General features: G+C 70.2%; 20 protein-coding genes. 6 read left to right on the plus strand and 14 right to left on the minus strand.

The genetic code is table 11. The annotated features are described in order from the left end of the window. Positions 1–69 precede the first annotated feature (69 nt). The gene (locus LYSCAS_RS01140) at positions 70–2121 is read left to right on the plus strand and encodes a 3-hydroxyacyl-CoA dehydrogenase NAD-binding domain-containing protein (RefSeq protein WP_213435223.1); all 2052 of its coding nucleotides are present in this window, start codon (positions 70–72) and stop codon (positions 2119–2121) included. Positions 2122–2128: 7 nt separating this feature from the next. Here the strand turns inward: LYSCAS_RS01140 and LYSCAS_RS01145 are convergent, their stop codons facing one another. The 13 genes from LYSCAS_RS01145 to LYSCAS_RS01205 all read right to left on the minus strand — a co-directional run bounded on the left by LYSCAS_RS01145 (position 2129) and on the right by LYSCAS_RS01205 (position 12811). Then, positions 2129–2494, minus strand: a complete 366-nt coding sequence (locus tag LYSCAS_RS01145; RefSeq protein ID WP_213435224.1) for a PilZ domain-containing protein — start codon at positions 2492–2494, stop codon at positions 2129–2131. After that, on the minus strand, positions 2491–3462 hold the full coding sequence (locus LYSCAS_RS01150; RefSeq protein WP_213435225.1) for a DNA polymerase III subunit delta': 972 nt from the start codon (positions 3460–3462) through the stop codon (positions 2491–2493). The genes LYSCAS_RS01145 and LYSCAS_RS01150 overlap by 4 nt, the downstream gene beginning before the upstream one ends. Then, the gene (tmk, locus tag LYSCAS_RS01155; RefSeq protein WP_213435226.1) at positions 3459–4103 is read right to left on the minus strand and encodes a dTMP kinase; all 645 of its coding nucleotides are present in this window, start codon (positions 4101–4103) and stop codon (positions 3459–3461) included. Before tmk ends, LYSCAS_RS01150 begins: the two co-directional genes overlap by 4 nt. Next, positions 4100–5113 (minus strand): endolytic transglycosylase MltG, encoded by a 1014-nt coding sequence (mltG, locus tag LYSCAS_RS01160; protein ID WP_244858773.1) that lies wholly within the window; start codon positions 5111–5113, stop codon positions 4100–4102. Before mltG ends, tmk begins: the two co-directional genes overlap by 4 nt. Positions 5114–5178: 65 nt before the next feature. Then, a complete protein-coding gene (gene pabC / locus LYSCAS_RS01165) occupies positions 5179–6012 on the minus strand; it encodes an aminodeoxychorismate lyase (protein ID WP_213435228.1) in 834 nt (277 codons plus the stop codon). Then, positions 6009–7364: an aminodeoxychorismate synthase component I gene (locus LYSCAS_RS01170; protein ID WP_213435229.1), complete on the minus strand. Its 1356-nt coding sequence runs from the start codon at positions 7362–7364 to the stop codon at positions 6009–6011. The genes pabC and LYSCAS_RS01170 overlap by 4 nt, the downstream gene beginning before the upstream one ends. Before the next feature lie 39 nt (positions 7365–7403). Continuing rightward, a complete protein-coding gene (gene fabF / locus LYSCAS_RS01175) occupies positions 7404–8636 on the minus strand; it encodes a beta-ketoacyl-ACP synthase II (RefSeq protein ID WP_213435230.1) in 1233 nt (410 codons plus the stop codon). An 80-nt stretch (positions 8637–8716) separates the two neighbouring features. Continuing rightward, on the minus strand, positions 8717–8956 hold the full coding sequence (gene acpP / locus LYSCAS_RS01180; RefSeq protein ID WP_036169052.1) for an acyl carrier protein: 240 nt from the start codon (positions 8954–8956) through the stop codon (positions 8717–8719). Between the two features lie 102 nt (positions 8957–9058). Then, positions 9059–9805 carry a 3-oxoacyl-ACP reductase FabG gene (gene fabG / locus LYSCAS_RS01185; protein ID WP_213435231.1) on the minus strand — a complete coding sequence of 249 codons (747 nt, stop codon included), beginning with the start codon at positions 9803–9805 and terminating at the stop codon, positions 9059–9061. Beyond that, a complete protein-coding gene (gene fabD / locus LYSCAS_RS01190; RefSeq protein WP_213435232.1) occupies positions 9802–10749 on the minus strand; it encodes an ACP S-malonyltransferase in 948 nt (315 codons plus the stop codon). Before fabD ends, fabG begins: the two co-directional genes overlap by 4 nt. A 129-nt stretch (positions 10750–10878) precedes the next feature. Beyond that, complete coding sequence (locus LYSCAS_RS01195; RefSeq protein WP_213435233.1) at positions 10879–11859, minus strand: beta-ketoacyl-ACP synthase III; 981 nt, start codon at positions 11857–11859, stop codon at positions 10879–10881. A gap of 136 nt (positions 11860–11995) precedes the next feature. After that, a complete protein-coding gene (gene rpmF, locus LYSCAS_RS01200; protein WP_213435234.1) occupies positions 11996–12187 on the minus strand; it encodes a 50S ribosomal protein L32 in 192 nt (63 codons plus the stop codon). A gap of 78 nt (positions 12188–12265) precedes the next feature. Continuing rightward, on the minus strand, positions 12266–12811 hold the full coding sequence (locus LYSCAS_RS01205) for a YceD family protein (RefSeq protein ID WP_213435235.1): 546 nt from the start codon (positions 12809–12811) through the stop codon (positions 12266–12268). A 118-nt stretch (positions 12812–12929) separates the two neighbouring features. Here LYSCAS_RS01205 and LYSCAS_RS01210 point away from each other — a divergent pair, with 118 nt between their 5' ends. Together LYSCAS_RS01210 and LYSCAS_RS01215 are read left to right on the plus strand one after the other, a co-directional pair. Beyond that, the gene (locus tag LYSCAS_RS01210; RefSeq protein ID WP_213435236.1) at positions 12930–13292 is read left to right on the plus strand and encodes a hypothetical protein; all 363 of its coding nucleotides are present in this window, start codon (positions 12930–12932) and stop codon (positions 13290–13292) included. Then, a complete protein-coding gene (locus LYSCAS_RS01215; protein ID WP_213435237.1) occupies positions 13289–13858 on the plus strand; it encodes a Maf family protein in 570 nt (189 codons plus the stop codon). The genes LYSCAS_RS01210 and LYSCAS_RS01215 overlap by 4 nt, the downstream gene beginning before the upstream one ends. A 10-nt stretch (positions 13859–13868) precedes the next feature. Here LYSCAS_RS01215 and LYSCAS_RS01220 read toward each other — a convergent pair whose 3' ends face one another. Further along, positions 13869–15815: an ArnT family glycosyltransferase gene (locus LYSCAS_RS01220; protein ID WP_213435238.1), complete on the minus strand. Its 1947-nt coding sequence runs from the start codon at positions 15813–15815 to the stop codon at positions 13869–13871. Positions 15816–15893: 78 nt separating this feature from the next. Between LYSCAS_RS01220 and LYSCAS_RS01225 the strand changes: the two genes are divergently transcribed. Genes LYSCAS_RS01225 through LYSCAS_RS01235 form a run of 3 tightly spaced genes read left to right on the plus strand, consistent with a single transcriptional unit; the run spans position 15894 to position 19802 of the window. Next, entirely contained in the window at positions 15894–16844 is a 951-nt protein-coding gene (locus LYSCAS_RS01225) for an AAA family ATPase (protein ID WP_213435239.1), read from the plus strand. 1 nt (position 16845) lies between these two features. Then, entirely contained in the window at positions 16846–17814 is a 969-nt protein-coding gene (locus LYSCAS_RS01230) for a DUF58 domain-containing protein (protein WP_213435240.1), read from the plus strand. A gap of 50 nt (positions 17815–17864) precedes the next feature. Continuing rightward, on the plus strand, positions 17865–19802 hold the full coding sequence (locus tag LYSCAS_RS01235) for a transglutaminase TgpA family protein (protein WP_213437476.1): 1938 nt from the start codon (positions 17865–17867) through the stop codon (positions 19800–19802). Positions 19803–19819: the final 17 nt, after the last annotated feature.

Genomic DNA, 19819 nt, shown 5'->3' on the forward strand with positions numbered 1-19819 from the left:
GCGGCATTGACGGGACTCAAACGCGGCCGGGATCATAGCCCCCTCCCCCGTACCCTGTCGGATGGTCCCATGCTCGCTGGACTCGATGGTCTGCGCTTCCAGCACTGGCGCGTCGAAAGCGCGGCCGACGGCGTGCTGGTGCTGAGCTTCGACCGCGCCGGACAGGGCGTGAACACGCTGTCGCAGGACGTGCTGTTCGAACTGGACGCGCTGCTGGAACGGCTGGCGCTGGATCCGCCGAAGGGCCTGGTGATCCGCTCGGCCAAGGTCGCCGGCTTCATCGCGGGCGCCGACATCAAGGAATTCCAGGCCTTCGACGAGAAGGGCACGGTCGGCGACGCGATCCGTCGCGGGCAGCAGGTGTTCCAGCGGCTGGCCGAACTGCGCTGCCCCACGGTCGCCGCGATCCACGGCCACTGCATGGGCGGCGGCACCGAGATCGCGCTGGCCTGTCGCTATCGCGTCGCCACCAATGATCCCTCCACGCGCATCGGCCTGCCCGAAGTGAAACTCGGCATCTACCCGGGTTGGGGCGGCAGCGTGCGCCTGCCGCGGCTGGTGGGTGCACCGGCGGCGTTCGACATGATGCTGACCGGCCGCACGTTGTCGGCTTCCGCGGCGCGCGCGATGGGCCTGGTCGACAAGGTGGTCGAACCGGCGATGCTCACCGACGCGGCCGTCGAACTCGCGCGCCGCGGCACGACGCGTCCGTTCAAGCAACGCGCGCTTGCATGGCTCACCAACACGTGGCCCGCGCGACAGATCCTCGCGCCGATGCTGGCCAAGCAGGTTGCGCGCAAGGCGCGTCGCGAACACTACCCCGCGCCTTACACGCTCATCGAAACCTGGCGGCGCAGCGGCGGCGGCATCCAGTCGCTGCTCGGCGCCGAACGCAAGTCCGTCGTCAAGCTCGCGTCCACGCCTACCGCGCGCAATTTGATCCGCGTGTACTTCCTGCAGGAACGCCTGAAGGGCCTGGGCGGCAAGGACCACGGCATCGTGTGCGTGCACGTCGTCGGCGCCGGCGTGATGGGCGGCGACATCGCGGCGTGGTCGGCCTACAAGGGCTTCGAGGTCACGCTGGCCGATCGCGAACAGCGTTTCATCGACCGGGCGTTGCAGCGCGCGCAGGACATGTTCGCCAAGCGCATCAAGGACGCCGCGCGACGTCCCGCGGTCGCGGCGCGCCTGCGCGGCGACCTGCACGGCGATGGCGTGCAGACCGCGGACCTGGTGATCGAAGCGATCATCGAGCAACCCGAGGCCAAGCGCGCGCTCTACGCCGAAGTGGAACCGCGCCTCAAGCCCGACGCGCTGCTCACCACCAACACCTCGTCGATTCCGTTGACCGAACTGCGCGGCCACATCGCGCACCCGGAACGGTTCGCCGGCCTGCATTACTTCAACCCGGTCGCGCTGATGCCGCTGGTGGAAATCATCCACCACGACACGATGGCCGAAGAGACCGGCAAGCGCCTGGCCGCGTTCTGCCGCGCGATCGACAAGCTGCCGGTGCCGGTGGCGGGCACGCCGGGGTTCCTGGTCAACCGCGTGCTGTTCCCCTACATGCTCGAAGCGATGGCCGCGTACGCCGAAGGCATCCCGGGGCCGGAGATCGACAAGGCCGCCGTGAAGTTCGGCATGCCGATGGGGCCGATCGAACTCGTCGATACCGTCGGCCTGGATGTCGCCGCGGGCGTGGGCCACGAACTCGCGCCGTTCCTCGGTCTGTCGATCCCGCCGGGCCTGGAGAACAAGCTCGCGTCGGGCAAGCGCGGCAAGAAGGACGGCCAGGGCTTCTACGCGTGGGAAGAAGGCAAGCCGCGCAAGCCGGAACTGCCGAAGGACTACAAGGCGCCCGACGACCTCGAGGATCGCCTGATCCTGCCGTTGCTCAACGAAGCCGTCGCCGCGCTGCACGACGGCGTGGTGGCGGATGCGGACCTGCTGGATGCGGGCGTGATCTTCGGCACAGGGTTCGCGCCGTTCCGCGGCGGCCCGATCGCCTACATCCGCGCGACGGGCGCCGACGTGCTGCTGGCGAAGTTGAAAGCGTTGCAGGCCGTGCACGGCGATCGATTCGCGCCGCGCCCCGGTTGGGATTCACCGCAACTGCGCTGACGCGCACCTACATCGTGTGCGTCGGCTTGTCCGCCGTGAGCGTGCCGGCCAGGATGGTTTCGATCTTGTGCCTCACCGCTTCGCCTTCGGCACTGTCGGCGAACTGCACGCCGATGCCGGCCGCGCGATTGCCCTGCGCGCCCGGCGGCGTCACCCACACCACCTTGCCGGCCACGGGCAGGCGGTCCTTCTCTTCGAGCAGGGTCAGCAGCAGGAAGACCTCGTCGCCGAGGAAGTAGCGCTTGGGCGTCGGCACGAAGATGCCGCCCGATTTCAGGTAGGGCATGTACGCGTTGTAGAGCGCTGCCTTGTCCTTGATCGCGAGCGACAGGATGCCCTGTCGTGCGCCACCGGCTCCTGCGACTGAACTCATGCCCTGCCCCCTTTCGAAACGGGCGCATCGCCGCGCCACGCCATCAGCAATTCCGTGACCGCGAGGTCCGCGCGCACGGTGGTCCGCAACAGGTCGCGCGTGCGGTTCGCGGCGTCGAACCACGCAGCCAGCCTGCGGGTTCCCCTTGGATCGGTCAAGCGCGCGGCCTGCGCCAGCGCGAGGTCCGCCGCATGGCTCAAACGCAGCGCGGCGTATTCATCGGCCACCCAGGCTTGCGCGGTCTCCACCGCGCCGGCGGTCCCGCGCGCGAGCTTGTCCAGGTCGGCCGCGACCTGGCGACGCACCGCCAGCCCCTCGCCCCGCAGCCACGCATCGGCGAGGCCCGGATGGCCGCGCGCCGCTTCCAGCGCTTCGGCAGCCAGTGCGACGCTGTGCCCTTGCGTGGCGAGCCAGGCCTGCGCTTCCTCGATCGGCGGCAACCGGAATTCCACGCGCTGGCAGCGACTGCGGATCGTCGCCGACAAGCGTTGCGGATGCGCGCTGACCAGCCAGAGATAACGATCGGGTTGCGGTTCTTCGAGCGTCTTGAGCAAAGCGTTGGCGGCCGCGTGGTTGATCGCGTCAGCCGGGTCGAGGATCGCGACCTGGGCGCCGCCATATTGCGGCGTGAGCGCGAGGCGTTCCGACAGCGAACGGATCTGCTCGATCACGATCTCCGTGCGCAGCTTCGTCCCTTCCTTGTTGAAGATGAAGGACACCAGGCCGAAGTCCGGGTGCGTGCCGGCGGCGAACAACTGGCACGACCGGCAGGCGTTGCATGGATCGCCGTTCGGCAATGGCGCGCGGCACAACGCGCGCTGCGCCAGGCGCTCGGCGACCGCGCGCTTGCCCAGGCCCGCCGGACCGCAGAACAGCACGCCGTGCCCGAGCCGCCCTGCTTCCAGGATCGATACGAGATGCGCATACGCGCGGGCTTGCCAGGGCGCGAGCGGCGGCAACGGGTTCATGGCGCGACGCCGAGGTAGTGCTGCAGCAATGCGCTCGCGCGATACGCAACGTCCGCCGCGCTCGATGACGCATCGACAACGCGGATGCGCTGCGGTTCGGCCTGCGCCCGCGCCAGGTACGCGGCACGCACCGTCTCGAAGAACTCGTCCCGCTCGCGCTCGATGCGATCGGGCGCGGCGTCGCGCACCTGCATGCGTTCGCGGCCCTGGTGCACACCGAGATCGAGCAGCAGCGTCAGTCCGGGGCGCAGGCCGACGACGCGACGTTCCAGGTCGGCGATCAGCGCCACGTCCAGTCCGCGCCCGCCCCCCTGGTAGGCGTAACTGGAATCGGTGAACCGATCGCTCAGCACCCATGCGCCGCGCTCCAGCGCCGGCAGGATGAGTTCGCGCACGTGCTGCACGCGCGCGGCGAACATCAGCAGGAGTTCGGTTTCCGGCGCGGGCGCTTCGTGGTGCGGATCCAGCAGCAGCGCGCGGATGCGTTCGGCGAGCGGCGTGCCGCCCGGCTCGCGCGTGCAGACGACTTCCGCGCCGCTTTCTTCCAGCACCTTGCGCAGCGCGTTGAGCACGGTGGTCTTGCCGGCGCCCTCGCCGCCCTCGACGGTCACGAACCGCGGATGCGTGCGCAGGTCGCTCATCGCGCCTGCTGCCGTTGCGCGCGATACCGCGCGAGGTAGGCGCGCACCGCGGCCTGGTGGTCGGCCAGCGAACGCGTGAACACGTGGCGCCCGCTGCCATCGCCCACCGCGACGAAGTAGATCGCCTCGCCCGCCGCCGGGTTGGTCGCCGCCTGCAGCGCTTGCATGCCGGGCATCGCGATCGGCGTGGGCGGCAGGCCCGCGCGCACGTAGGTGTTGTACGGCGTGTCGGCGAGCAGGTCCGCGCGCCGGATGTTGCCGGCGTACGTCGCGCCCATGCCGTAGATGACGGTGGGATCGGTCTGCAGGCGCATGCCCATCTTCAAGCGACGCGCGAACACGCCGGCGATCTGCGGGCGTTCGTCCGCCACGCCCGTTTCCTTTTCGACGATGGACGCGAGGATCAACGCCTCGTCGGCCGAGCGCAGCACGGTGTCCGGTGCGCGCGCGTCCCAGGCTTGCGCGAGCGCACGTTCCATCGCGGCGTAGGCGCGACGCAACACATCGAGGTCGCTGTCGCCGCGCACGAACTGGTAGGTCTCCGGCAGGAAGCGGCCTTCCGGATGCTGGCCCGCGTGGCCGAGCGCGGACATCAGCGCGGCGTCGGTCATGTCCTTCGTTTCGTGCGCGAGGTCCTGGTTGCGCGCGAGCGCGGCGCGCAGCTCGCGGATGTTCCAGCCCTCCACGATCGTGAAGCGCTTGCTGATCACCTTGCCGTCGCGCATCGCCAGCAGCAGCGCGCGCGGCGTGGTGCCGGGCTCGAGCGCGTATTCGCCGACCTGGATCTTGTTGGCCGCGCCCAGTTGCCCGGCCAGCGCCTGCCATTCCAGGCGATGGCCCGCCTGCACCCCGGACGCGCGCAGGTGCGCGACCACCGTGGCCAGCGAATCACCGCGTTCGACCACCAGCGTGTCGCCGGTTTCCAGGCCCGCCAGCGGCGTGTCGGCGAAGCCGGTGTAGCGCTGCCACAGCCAGGCGCCGCCGGCGACCAGCGCGACGAGGACCAGCAGGAGGAACACCTTCGACAGTCCGGACACCTTGTTGCGACCGCGGCGCGATCGTCGACGCGATGTGCTCACGCAAGCTCCTGTGGCAACGGGAAGGCCGGATGCGCGCGCGCCAGGTCGCGTTGCAGGCCCGCGACCGCGGGGTGCATCGCCCATGCGCGCGCGTCCAGCCGGGCGACCGGGAGAATACCGCGCACCGCGTTGCACAGCAGGACGGCGTCGGCAGTCCCGATATCCTCCGGCGACACCCGGGCCTCCACCGCGCCGGTGGCGCCGAGCACGAACGCGCGGCACACGCCCGCCACGCCGCAGCGGTCCAGGGCCGGCGTGGTCCAGCGCGTCCCGTGCAGCACGAACACGTTGGCCGACGTCGCACCGATCACGTGGCCGTCCACATCGCACAGCAGGCCTTCGTCGATGCCGGCGTCCTGCCATTCGGCGCGCGCGAGTACCTGCTCCAGGCGATTGCAGTGCTTCATTCCCGCCAGCGCCGGCTGCGCCGACAGGCGCAGGTCGCACCAACGCAGGACGAGTCCCCCGGCCCGCGCGGGCGCCGGCAATGCATGGCGCGAGAGGCGCCACAACGGCGCGGTGTCCGCGATCGGCGCATAGCCGCGTCCGCCGCCGCCGCGCGAGACGAGCAGTTTCAGGACACCGTCCCCGCCGTCGTCGAACAATCCGGCAGCGGCAGCGTCCACCGATTCGCGCGCAGGCAGCGAGAGGCCGAGCCGTTTCGCACCCGCTTCGAGACGCGCGCGATGCGCGTCGGCCCACGGCACGACGCCGCGATGCACGCGCATCGTTTCGAACAGGCCGTCGCCGTACGCGGTGGCGCGCGCGTCGCCGGGCCACGCGTCGATGCGCGTTGCGCCTTCGAACAGCGCTTCGCGCGTCGCGCTCATTCGCCCGCGCCCAGCGCGCGCAGCAGGCCGCGGGCCTTCGCGCGCGTTTCGTCGAGTTCGCGCTGCGGATCGGAGTCGATCACGATGCCCGCCCCGGTGCGGAAGCGCAGCGTGTCGCCTTCCAGCGCCGCGCTGCGGATCAGGATGTTGAGGTCGAGGTCGCCGTCGCGGTTGAGCCAGCCGAACGCACCGGTGTACGCGCCGCGCCCCTGCCCTTCCAGCGCGGCGATGATCTGCATGCAGCGCACTTTCGGGCAGCCGGTGATCGTGCCGCCGGGGAACACCGCGCGGATCACGGCGCCGGGCGTGGCGTCGGGCGTCAGGCGCCCGCGCACGTTGCTCACGATGTGGTGCACGTGCGCGTAGCTTTCCACCGTCATCAGTTCGTCGACTTCCACGCTGCCCGCCACGCACACGCGGCCGAGGTCGTTGCGTTCGAGGTCGATCAGCATCACGTGCTCGGCGCGTTCCTTCGGGTGGCCGACGAGTTCGCGGATGCGTTCGGCATCGTCGTCGCCCGGCGTGCGCGGGCGCGTGCCGGCGATGGGGCGCGTTTCAACGGCGTCGCCGCGGATCGAGACGAGGCGTTCGGGCGAGGAACTCACCACCGCCCAGCCGTCGCCCGCGAACAGGCCGGCGAACGGTGCGGGATTGGCCGCGCGCAACCGTGCATGCAACGCGGCGGGCGCGAGCGGTGCATCGAACGTGGCGCGCCAACCGCGCGACAGGTTCGCCTGGAAGACGTCGCCGGCGGCGAGGTGCCCGAGCACGCGCACGACACCATCGGTGAAGCGTTCGGCGGCGTCTTCGTCGAGCGACGTCGGCGCGCGCCATTCGGGCAACGGCGGCAACGCGCTGGTCGCCGCGATGTCGTCGGCAATCTGGTCGAGCCACGCGGCGTGGCCGGATTCGGCGATCGCCACGCATTCGCCGGTGGCGTGGTCGCGCAGGATCGCGGCGGGGCAACGCAACGCGCATGCGACGGGCATGGCGCCCGGCGCCGTCGGCAAGTGGAGCACCTGTTCGACTTCGCCCGCCAGTTCGTACGCCAGGCACAAGGCCCAGCCGCCGCGGAACGGCCAGCGCGGTTCTTCGCGCGGCAGGTGCAACGCGGACCAGGCGCGATCGAGCGCGTCGAGGAAACCGCCGGGATGGGCCTGTCCGTGCTCGTCGCGCACGACGCCGTCGGGATCCAGGCGCAACACGCCGCCATCGGTCGCGAGCAACAGGTCCCAGCGCCCTTGCGCCGTGCCGTGCGCGCTGGATTCGAGCAGCACCGGATAGCGCGTGGGCGCCAGCCGGTGCAGCGCGAGCAGGTCGAGCGCGGGATCCAGCGGTCGGGTGACGAGCACGCAGCCGCCTCTCAGCGAGTTGGGATCAGCAAATGTCGATCAGATCCGACGGAACACGAGCGTCCCGTTGGTGCCGCCGAAACCGAAGCCGTTCGACACGGCGACGTCCACCTGGTGCTGGCGCGCCGTGTTGGGCACGTAGTCCAGGTCGCAGCCTTCGCCCGGGTTTTCCAGGTTGATCGTCGGCGGGATGATGCCGTGGTGCAGCGCGAGCACGGAGAAGATCGCTTCCGCGCCGCCCGCCGCGCCGAGCAGATGGCCCGTCATCGACTTGGTGGAGCTGACCATCGTCTTGTACGCGTGGTCGCCCAGCGCGCGCTTGATCGCCAGCGTTTCGGCGACGTCGCCCAGCGGCGTGGAGGTGCCGTGCGCGTTGAGGTAACCGATCTGGTCGGCGTTGATCTTCGCGTCCTTGAACGCCGCCGCCATGCAGCGCGCGGGGCCGTCGCCGTCCTCGCTCGGGGCCGTCATGTGGAACGCATCGGAACTGGCGCCGAAGCCGGCGAGCTCGCAATAGATGCGCGCGCCGCGCTTCTTCGCGTGTTCGTATTCCTCGAGCATCAGGATGCCCGCGCCGTCGCCGAGCACGAAGCCGTCGCGCGCGGCGTCCCACGGGCGCGAGGCGCGCGTCGGGTCGTCGTTGCGCGTTGACATCGCCTTCATCGAGCAGAAGCCGCCGACGGACGTGGGGGTGCTGCCGCGTTCGGCGCCGCCGGCGAACATCATGTCGGCGTCGCCGTACTGGATGAGCCGCATCGCCATGCCGATGGAATGGTTGGACGTGGCGCAGGCGGAGACCGCGGAGAAATTGGGGCCCTTCGCGCCGGTGATCAGCGACACCTGGCCCGGGACCATGTTGATGATCGTGCTGGGCACGTAGAACGGCGAGATCTTGCGCAGGCTGGTTTCGTGCGCCTTGATCGTCTGTTCTTCGATGCCGAGCAGGCCGCCGATGCCGGAGCCGATCAGCGCGCCGATGCGTTCGGCGTTCGAATCGTCGACGACGATGCCGGAGTCTTCCAGCGCCATCAGCGAGGCGGCCACGCCGTAGTGGATGAACTCATCCATTTTGCGCGCGTCCTTCGGCCCCACCCAGCGGGAGATGTCGAAGTCGCGCACTTCACCGGCGATGCGCGTGGTGAGGGTGGACGCATCGAAATGCGTGATCGGGCCGATGCCCGAACGCCCGTTGACGATGCCGTCCCACGTGCTCGCCAGGTCGTTGCCCAGCGGCGAGACGATGCCCATTCCCGTTACGACGACGCGACGCATAGACGCTCCTTACTGATTGCTTTGCCGTAAACGCACAGGGCCGCATGTGCGGCCCCGTGGTTTGCGACGCCTTGGCCGGATCAGGCCTTGACGTGCGCCTTGATGTAGTCGATCGCCTGCTGCACCGAGGTGATCTTCTCGGCCTCTTCGTCCGGGATCTCGCACTCGAACTCTTCTTCGAGGGCCATCACCAGTTCGACGGTGTCGAGCGAGTCGGCGCCGAGATCGTCGACGAACGAAGCGCTGTTGGTCACTTCTTCTTCCTTGACGCCAAGCTGTTCGATCACGATCTTCTTGACGCGTTCTTCGATGCTGCTCATGGATTGCGCTCCTCCCGGAGTCTGTTCAGGCGGGTAGTGTAGTGGAAACAGGGGTGGCGGGGCATCGGCGGCCAGGGCGTGAAGGCCCGGGGCGCCGGGTGGTCAAGGCATGTACATGCCGCCGTTGACGTGCAGGGTTTCGCCGGTGATGTAGGCAGCGGCCGGGCCGGCCAGGAAGGCCACGGCGCGGGCGATGTCGGCCGGTTCGCCGAGGCGGCCCAGCGCGATCTGGCCGACCAGGGCGGCCTTGGCGTCCTCGGGCAGGTCGCGGGTCATGTCGGTGGCGATGAAGCCCGGGGCCACCACGTTCACGGTGATGCCGCGGCTGCCGATTTCCTTCGCCAGCGACTTGCTGAAAGCGATGATGCCGGCCTTGGCGGCGGCGTAGTTGGCCTGCCCCGCATTGCCGGTGACGCCGATGACCGAGGCGATGTTGATGATGCGGCCCTTGCGCGCCTTCATCATCCCGCGCATCACGGCCTTGGACGTGCGGAACACGCTCGACAGGTTGGTGTCGAGGATGGCCTGCCAGTCTTCTTCCTTCATCCGCATCAGCAGGTTGTCGCGCGTGATGCCGGCGTTGTTGACGAGGATGGAGACGCCGCCGAACTCTTTCGCGATGCCGTCGATCAGCGTTTCGATCGCCGCGCCGTCGGTGACGTTGAGCATGCGGCCGTGGCCGCCGTGCGCTGCCAGGCGTTCGCCGATCGCCTGCGCGCCGGCGTCGGTGGTGGCCGTGCCGATCACGGTGGCGCCGAGCGACGCAAGCTCGTCCGCGATCGCCGCGCCGATGCCGCGGCTGGCGCCGGTGACGAGGGCGACTTCGCCCTTGAGGATCTGTTCGCTCATGCGTGGCTCCATTCGGTGCGCGCGGATTCCATGTCGGCCTGCGTGCCGAGGGCGCGCGCATCCAGGGACTTGTCGATGCGCTTCACCAGGCCCGTGAGCACCTTGCCCGGGCCGCATTCGGCGATGCGCGTGGCGCCGCGCGCGGACAGCGCCTGCACGCAGCCGGTCCACTGCACGGGCAGGTACAACTGGCGCACGAGCGCGTCGCGGATCGATTGCACGCTGTCGTGCACTTCGGCGTCGACGTTCTGCACCACCGGGCGATCGGGCGCGGACCATGCGAGGTCGTGCATCGCTTCGGCGAGGCGATTGGCGGCTTCGCGCATCAGCGGCGTGTGCGACGGCACGCTGACGGCGAGCTTCACCGCCTTGCGCACGCCGCGTTCGGCGAGCAGCGCGAGCGCGCGATCCACCGCGGCGGCATGGCCGCCGATGACGATCTGGCCCGGCGAATTGAAATTGGCGGGCACGACGATCTCGTCGCCCGAGGCTTCCTTGCAGACGTCGAGCACCAGCGCGTCTTCGGCACCGAGCACGGCGGCCATCGCACCGGTGCCGGCGGGTGCGGCGTCCTGCATGAGCTGGCCGCGCAAGCGCACGAGCTTCGCGCCGTCGTGCAGCGACAGCGCGCCGGCGGCGACGAGCGCGGCGTATTCGCCGAGGCTGTGGCCGGCGAACAACGCGGGCTGCGCACCGCCTTCGGCCTTCCACGCGCGCCATGCGGCGACGCCCGCGGCGAGCAGCGCGGGCTGCGTGAACTCGGTCTTGTTGAGCTGGTCTTCCGGACCCTGCTGCGAGAGCGCCCACAGGTCGACGCCTGCGCCATCGGACGCTTCGGCGAACGCCGACTGCACGCCGGCATGGCGCTGCGCGAGGTCGGCGAGCATGCCCACCGATTGCGAGCCCTGGCCGGGGAAAACGAAGGCGAGTTGGGGGTCGGTCACGCGGTCAAGCCCGTGTCGAAAGGAGCGGGATGATACGAGTGTTCGCGGCGCAACGTCTGTACGACTGCGTATGCAAGCTCGGCAGTAGCGCGCGGATTCCGGCGCGCCGCTGCAGGCTGGAATGCGGGATCAGTAGCGCAGCAGCGCCGAGCCCCAGGTGAAACCGCCGCCGAAGGCTTCCAGCAGCACCAGCTGGCCGCGCTGCACGCGCCCGGCGCGCACGGCTTCGTCCAGCGCCAGCGGCACGGAGCCCGACGAGGTATTGCCGTGCTTGTCGACGGTGACGATCACGCGGTCCATCGGCATGTCCAGGCGCTTGGCCGTGGCTTCGATGATGCGCAGGTTGGCCTGGTGCGGGATCAGCCAGTCGATGTCGTGGCGATCCAGGCCGTTGTGCTCGAGCGTTTCTTCCACGACCGAATCCAGCGCCTTGACGGCGTGCTTGAACACGTCGTTGCCGCTCATGTGGATCTTGACGCCGCAGTTGGGTTCGTCCGGCTTGAAGCCGACCGACACGCCGACCGGGCCCCACAGCAATTCCTTCTTGCTGCCGTCGGCATGCATGTGCGTGCTGAGGATGCCGGTCTCGGTGTCGGCCTTCAGCACCACCGCACCCGCGCCGTCGCCGAACAGCACGCACGTCGTGCGATCGGTCCAGTCGACCATGCGCGTCAGCGTTTCCGCACCGATCACCAGCACGGTGCGCGCAGCGCCGGAGCGGATGAACTTGTCGGCGATGGTGAGCGCGTAGACGAAGCCGCAGCACGCGGCGTTGACGTCGAACGCCGGGCAGCCGTTGGCGCCGAGGCGGTTCTGCACCAGGCACGCGGTGGACGGGAAGATCAGGTCCGGCGTGGTGGTGCCGAGCACGATGAGATCGAGTTCGGAGGCCTGCACGCCCGCGGCTTCCATCGCGCGCACGGCGGCGTGGTACGCGAGGTCGCCCGTGGTCTGGCCGTCCGCGGCGATGTGCCGCTCGCGGATGCCGGTGCGCGTGGCGATCCACTCATCGCTGGTATCGACGATCTTCGCCAGGTCGGCGTTGGTCAGCACTTTTTCCGGCAGGTAACTGCCGGTACCGGCGATGCGCGCGAACACTTGCTGGGTCATGCCGATGTCCTGCCAATGTCCTGGCCGGTGGCCGACGCGGCCACGCATGGGGACAGCTGGTTGATTGCCTGGGCCGCGGCGCGCCGGGTGCCGGCGCGGCGGCGGATGTCCGGCGCAAGCGCGCCGGACGCGATCGTCACTCTTCGACGACGCGGTTCTTCGACGGCACGACCTTCTTGCCGCGGTAGTAACCGTCGGCCGTCACGTGGTGGCGCAGGTGCGTTTCGCCCGTGGTCGGGTCGGTGGCCAGCTGCTTGGCGGTGAGGGCGTCGTGCGAGCGGCGCATGCCTTTCTTCGACGGGGAAACGCGGGACTTCTGCACAGCCATGGTCTTGCTCCGGTGGACGGAGGCGGGCGGCTTGCCCGGCTTCCGGTTCTAAGTTGTTCGTTGGTCTTGCGGTGTTGCTTACTTCTGTTTGTCTTTCAGCGCGGACAACGCCGCGAACGGGTTGGCGCGCTCCACTTCTTCTTCCGGCGCGCCCCAGTCGCTGTCGACCAGGTCGGTGTCGGGCGACACGGGCACCACCGGCACGGCGAGGATGAGTTCGTCCTCCACCACGTCCGCGGGCCGCAGCATGCCGTCGTCCCCGACCAGCAGCGCCTCGTAGCCTTCCGGCAACGCTTCTTCCTCGGCTTCGTCCCGGATCAGCCCGAGCCGTTGCACCATCTGCACCGGATACACGAACCGCTGCAGGCTGCGCTGGCATGTCAGCGGCAACTTCGCCTCGATCCGCAATTCCATGTAGGGAATGCGCAGCGCGTCGTGGTCGAATTCGATCTCGACGTGCGCATTTCCTTCGGTGTCCGCGAGGCTGCCTCGCAACCGTTGCATGGACGCCAGCGGCAGCACGCCTTCGAAGGTGCGCCGCGCCGCGACCATGCGCCAGGCATCCAGCTGCTCCGGAAGCCGGGGCTGCTTTGAAGACCCGGGTTCGGGGGAATCGTCGGACATGAGCCGCGGAATGGTAGGCGCGGCCCCGGGGCCTGTCAAACCCGCGGAGGACGAACTCCTTGATCCGGCAGGGAAACCAACGGCAGACTTGGCCCCGCACCTTTCGTCGGAATCCTGCGTGACCACCACTCTCCTGCTTGTCCTCGCTGCGGTGGTCGTGGCGGCCCTCGCCTTCATGGTCCGCCGCAAGTCCGGCCGCCGCCAGCGGGCGGTCCGCGAACTGCTGGATTCGGCCGACGCCCTGGAAGCCCGCCTGCGCACGGCCCGGGCCGAAATCGAGGCCGTGGCCGGCGACGAGGACGACCCGGTCCGCGACGCCCTGCGCACCATGCTCCGCCAGCGGCTGTGGCTCCAGCAGCACGGCAGCCGGGCCACGCTGGAGGAGCTGGACACGGTCCGGACCTCCATCGACGCCGCCCGCACCCGCATCGAGGACCAACTGGCCCGCATCGAACGCGCCCGCGCGATGCCGCTGGCGTGAAGCTGGTCCTCGGCTCCACCTCGCCGTACCGGCGCGAATTGCTCGCGCGGCTGGGCCTGCCGTTCGACGTGGCCCGCCCCGAGGTCGACGAATCCCCCGCCCCCGGCGAAACCCCCGCCCACCTGGCCTTGCGCCTGGCACGGGCGAAGGCGGCCGCCGTGGCACAGGCGCATCCGGGCGCGTGGGTGATCGGATCGGACCAGGTGGCCGACCTGGACGGCCAGCCGCTCGGGAAATCCGGCGGACGCGATGCCGCGATCGCGCAGCTCGAAGCGATGTCCGCGCGCGCCGTGGTGTTCCGCACCGCGGTGAGCGTGCGTTGCGGCGACATCGCGCACGACGCGGTGGACGCCACGCGCGTGCGCTTCCGTCCGCTGTCGCGCGCGGAGATCGAACGTTACGTGGCAGCCGAGCAACCATTCGATTGCGCGGGCAGTTTCAAGTCCGAAGGCCTCGGCATCACGTTGTTCGATGCGATCGAAACGTCGGATCCCACCGCGTTGATCGGCTTGCCGCTGATCGCGACCGCGCGCCTGTTGCGCGCGGCGGGATTCCAGCTGCCCTAGCCCCGCGCGATCAGTCGACGATGCGCAGCGGTTGCTGCGGCCATTCCTCGACGCTGCCGTCGCGCCCGATCAACCGCAGCCCCAGCCAATGCAGGCCGGGCGACACCGCACCCGCGCGCACCTGCGCGGTGTAGGCGACATAGGGATGCGCGGGATCGTTCGACACGCCCCAGAACGCAGCGATGCCCGGATCGGCCTGGCCGTAGTCGGCGACGCCGATCACCTGGCCGTCGAGCGTGACTTCCACGCGCGCCAGCCCCACGCCGTCCTTGAACGCCCAGCCGGCGACTTCGAAATCGCGCGACACGCGCACCCCGGACTTCGGCGTGTCGATCCAGGCCATCGCCGGCGTGGTGCACGGCCCTTCCGCGCGTTGCGCCGGCATCGCGAACAGCAGGAAGCGTTGCCGCCCGTGGTCGATCGACACGCCCTGTGGTTTCGGCAACGGCCCCACCAGGTCGCAGAGCGCGTGATAGCGCGACAGCAGGTCGCGATAGCGCACTTCCGACGCGCCGACCACCAGCAGCAACGGCTGCGCGCCGAGTTGCTTCCGGTCTTCCGCCAGCAGGTTCCACACGGACAGCTGCGGCGCGCGCCCGTGGTGGCCGTTGAGCGGATGCGGCAGCACCGCGATGCGCGGATCGTCGAGCGCAAAGCCGAGTTCCGCACCGATCTTGAAGTTGTCCGCGACGATGCGCGTGTTGCCCGGCATGCCGGCGCGTTTCGAACGCACGGCATCGGCCAGCGTGTCCCAGCCCGCGAAATTCGACGGATACCACTTGGCCGCGGCGAAACGCGCGCGCATGTCCGCGCTCGACACCACGATGTAATACGCGAGCAACGCCGCCAGCCCCGCGCCCGCCAGCAGCCACGTGGCGCGGCGCCATGCGCGCGGCCACTGCGCGAGCGTCGCCGGCACCAGCGGCAGCAATGCGAAATACCCCGCGAGCGGCCAGTGGAAACTCACGCGTTCGTCGTCGGCGAAGAAGCCGAGCGCGCAGAACCCGAGCACCAGCACCGCACCGAGCAACGCGCAGTAGCGCGCGAACACCGGCGACGGCGCGCCGTGCCCGTTCCATCCACGCCACCCGGCGTGTGCGAGCGCGGCGAACAGCAACGGCGTGGTGATCACCGCCTGCACGACGACGAACCACAGGCCGTCGAGGTGGAAATGCCAGGGATGGCGATCGACCAGCTGGAAGCGCAGGCCGGCATCGCCGTGGCCGAGGTTCCAGAGCAGCAGCGGCGCCCATGCGAGCGCACCGAGCACGAGCGCGACCCACACGCGGGCGTCGCGCAACACGACGCGCCCCGCGGGCAACGCGAGCAACGCGACTGCGCCGACGCCGATCACCGCGATGAAGCGGTAATGGCTGAGCGCGCCGATCGCCAGGCCGATGGCGAGTTCCAGCGCGGCGCCGGCATCCACGCGGCGCAGCAGGCGCGCACCCGCATGCAGGCACAGCAACGTGGCGAACGCCAGCGGCACGTCCGGCAACGCGAGCATGCCCAGCGTGCCGGCGAGCGGCAGCAGCACCGCGAGCGTGCCGGCCTGCCACGCGCGCACGGACAGCGTGGCATCGGCGGCGTCATCGCCAACGCGCGCGCCCAGGCGCGCCACGCGCACGACGAGCCACGGCAACGCGGCGGCCAGCACGAGGAACGGCCAGCGCACCCCGAAGGCATTCGACCCGACGACTTCCGTGCCCAGCCGCGTGAGCCACGCAGTCAGGCCCGGCAGGTCGGAATAGGCAAGCGCGAGGTGGCGGCCTTCCTGCCAGTAGAAGGCTTCGTCCACGAACAAGGGAAGCCGCGCGACGATCGCGAGCTTGAGCAGGACCACGATCCCCCAACACGCCAGGAACACCCGGCGCGCCTGCGCCTGCGCCAGGTCGCCCGCGAGGTGATCCTCGGCCCGCCGTCCGCCGGCAGGCTGTTCGCCAGTTTCGTTCCGCATGCACCCGGGCCCTCGTACACTCCGTCGAACCGCAAGACCGCCTTGCCATTCCCGCCCCGCACGATCGACAGGAAGCCGATGTCCGCACTCCCGGCCGCGAAGATGCTACCCGATGCGCTCCGCCAGGCCCTCGCGAATGCGCAGGACCAGGTCAACACGCTGCTGCTGGGCAAGAACCACGAGGTGCGGCTGGCCTTCGTCGCGTTGCTGTCCGACGGCCATTTGCTGATCGAGGACCTGCCCGGCCTCGGCAAGACCACGCTGGCGCACGCGATGGCCGCGACGCTGGGGTTGGGCTTCCAGCGCGTGCAGTTCACCTCGGATCTGTTGCCGGCCGACATCCTCGGCGTCTCGGTGTTCGATGCACAAGCCCGACGCTTCGAGTTCCACCCCGGACCGATCTTCGCGCACGTGCTGCTGGCCGACGAAATCAACCGCGCGCCGCCGCGCACGCAGAGCGCGCTGCTCGAAGCGATGGCCGAACACCAGGTCACCGTCGACGGCACCACGCACGCGTTGCCCAATCCCTTCTTCGTGATCGCCACGCAGAATCCCGTCGATCTCGCCGGCACCTACCCGTTGCCGGATTCGCAACTCGATCGGTTCCTGCTGCGCCTCAACCTCGGCTATCCGAACGAAGACGCCGAACGCGCGCTGCTCGCCGGCACCGATCGCCGCGCGATGATCGCGCAATCGCAATCGATCCTCGGCACCGGCGACGTGCTTGCCTTGCGCACCGCCGCCGCGTCCGTGCCCGCGGGCGATGCGCTGGTCGCCTACGTGCAGGCGCTGCTGGGACGCAGCCGCCGCCATCCGGGCGTGCGCGTCGGCCTGTCGCCGCGCGCGGGCCTGGCCTTGCTGCGCGCGGCGCGGGCGTACGCGTTGCTGCTCGGCCGCGAACACGCGGTGCCCGAAGACGTGCAGGCGTTGTTCGCCGCGGTCGCCGCGCATCGCCTCGTGGCGGACGCCGATGCCGGCGACGGCGCCGCGCTCGCGCGCGCCATCCTGCACGCCGTGCCCGTCGACTGAGATGCGCGAAACCCTGCGCGCGCTGCGCGGACGCCTGGAGCGCTTCGTGCGCCCGCGCACGCCGGAACCCTTCCCGGTCGAGCTGCACCGCCGCCGCATCTACGTGCTGCCCACCCGCTTCGGCCTGTTCTTCGGCGTGATGCTGGTGGCGATGGGCGTCGGCGCGCTGAACTACAACAACAACCCCGCGCTGCTGCTGATGTTGCTGCTCGCCGGCGCGGCGCAGACCAGCCTGCTCGGCGCGCACCTGCAGCTGAGCGGCCTGCGCCTCGTCGCGGTGAGCGCCGATCCCGTGCCCGCCGGCGCGCCGATCCTGTTGCGCCTGCATGCGCGCGCACCCTCGCGCGGCCGAGAACGCCGCGGCCTGCGCGTGGATTGCCCCGATGCCACCGGCACGCTGTCGCTCGACGACGGCGTGGGCGAAGCCGAACTCGCGCTGCCCACGCAGCGCCGCGGCTGGCTCGACGTCCCGCGCCTGCGCATTTCCACCACGCGTCCGCTGGGCCTGGTGCGCGCGTGGTCGTGGGTGTGGCCCGAACAACCGCTGCTCGTGTATCCCGCGCCCGAACCCAACGGCCCGCCCCTGCCCGACGGCGCCGGCGAAGCCGCGCTTGCTCGCCTGCATCCGCTCGGCGACGACGTGCACCACCTGCGCGCATACCGCCGCGGCGACCCGCCGCGCACGATCGCGTGGAAACCCACGGCGCGCCTGGGCAGCCTGCTCGTGCGCGAATACGAACAACCGTTGTCGGCGGACATCGTGCTCGATTGGTTCCGCATCACGGGCCTGGACATGGAAGCGCGCATCCGCCGCCTCGCGCGCTGGGTGGACGAAGCCGAGCGCGACGGCCGGCGCTATCGCCTCGTCGTCCCCGGCCATCCGCCGATCGGTCCCGCGCAGGGTGCCGCGCATCGCCACGCGTGCCTGCGCGCACTCGCGCTGCTGCCCGGCGGGATGGGGGCCCGATGAACGCGACGGTGGCCGACCTCGCACCGATCGCACGCGCCAACACGCCGGCGATGGCAGGCACGCGACTGGATGCGCGCACGCGCCTGGGCGTGCTGCTGGCAGCAGGCGCATGCGTCGCACCGCTGTTGCTGCAGGTGCCGACCACGCTCGCCCTGGTGATCACCGGTGTCGCGATCGCGATGGCGTTCCTGTCGCAGCGCCCGCCGTTGCCGGGCTGGTTGCGCATGGTGCCGGCGCTGGGCCTGGGCGCGTTCGTGTTCTCGACCATGGGCGTGAACTTCGGCCGCGACACCGGCTGCGCGATGCTCGCCGCGATGCTGGCGGTCAAGCCGCTGGAAACCAACACGTTGCGCGACGCACGCAGTTTGCTCGGCTTTGCGTTGTTCGCACCGTTCGCCACCTTCCTGCTCGACCAGGGACCGCTGTCGCTGGTGCTCGGCCTGCTCGCCGTCGTGCTGGTGCTCGCGGCGATGCAACGCTTGTCGGACGTGGAATCGGACGACGCGCGCCGGCCGCGCACGGCGTGGCGCCGCCTGCGTTCGGTCGGCTGGATGCTGTTGCTCGGCTTGCCGCTCGCGCTCGCGGCGTTCTGGTTGTTCCCGCGCCTGGCCTCGCCCTTGTGGGGCGTGCCCGATCGCGCGCACGTGCGCCCGGGCCTGGCCGACAGCATGACGCCCGGCCGCTGGAGCGACTTGCTGCTGGACGACACGCCCGCCGCGCGCGTGCGCTTCTTCGGCCCGGTGCCGCCGCGCGACCGCATGTATTTCCGCGGCCCGGTGTTCATGCAGTACGACGGGCGCACGTGGTCGCGCGCGCCGCTGCAGTCGAGCTACACCGCGCAACCGGTCCGGGCTTCCGGCACCGCGTGGGATTACGAACTGGAATTCGAACCCACCGACCGCCGCCAGCTCATCGCGCTCGACGTGCCGTTGTCGCCCCCGCCCAACGCGCACTTCTGGTCCGACCGCGCCTTGCGCGTCGAACGCCCGCTCGATTCGGTGACGCGCTGGCGCATGCAATCTGCACCGGTGGCCACGTTCGAAGCCGACCTGCCGCGCACGTTGCAACTCGCGGCGCTGCAACTGCCGCAAGGCTTCAATCCGCGCACCATCGCGCTGGCGCGGCAATGGCGCCAGGACGCGGGCGCGAACGATGCCGCGATCGTGAACCGCGCGCTGTCGTGGATCCGGCGCGACTTCGGTTACACGCTCGAAGTGCCGATCACCGGGCGCGATGCGATCGACCAGTTCCTGTTCCGCGACAAGAAGGGCTACTGCGAACAGTTCAGTTCGTCGTTCGTCGTGCTGATGCGCGCGGCGGGCATTCCTGCGCGCGTGGTCGCCGGTTACGCCGGCGCCGAATTGAACACGCTGGGCGGCTACTGGCTCGTGCGCCGCTCCGATGCGCACGCGTGGGCGGAGGTGTGGCTGGCGGGACGCGGCTGGGTGCGCATCGATCCGACCGCCGCGGTCGCGCCCGAACGCGTGTTCGACACCATCCAGGACCGCGCGCGCGCCAGCGGCGACCTGCTGGCCAACCTGCAGCCCATGTTCGACACGGGCGACTGGATGGTGAGCACGTGGAACGACTTCGTACTCGGCTTCAACGCCGACCGGCAGCGCCGCCTGCTGCAGCCGCTGGGTTTCGATGCGGTCGATCCGGAACGCCTGCTGCTGTTGTTCTCGCTGGTGGCGATCGCCGCCCTCGCCGCCACGGTCTGGCTGCTCAGCCGCGATGTGCGCGAACGCGATCCGCTGTTGCGCGCCTGGCATCGCGTCGGCAGGCGCTACGCGAAACTCGGCCTGGCCCGCGCGCCGCACGAACCCGCCAGCGAATGGACGCAGCGCGTGCATCGCGCGCGGGCGGGCGGCGACGACGCGCTGGTGGCGCTGGGCGCCCGCTTCAGCCGCCGGCGCTATGGTCCGGCCCGTGAAGCCGGCGAACGGCTGAACGCCCTGCTCCGCGACCTCGACAAACACCGCCCGTGACGCCGCCTGCGCGGCGT

The organism is Noviluteimonas caseinilytica (assembly GCF_018406605.1).
Taxonomy (GTDB): domain Bacteria; phylum Pseudomonadota; class Gammaproteobacteria; order Xanthomonadales; family Xanthomonadaceae; genus Noviluteimonas; species Noviluteimonas caseinilytica.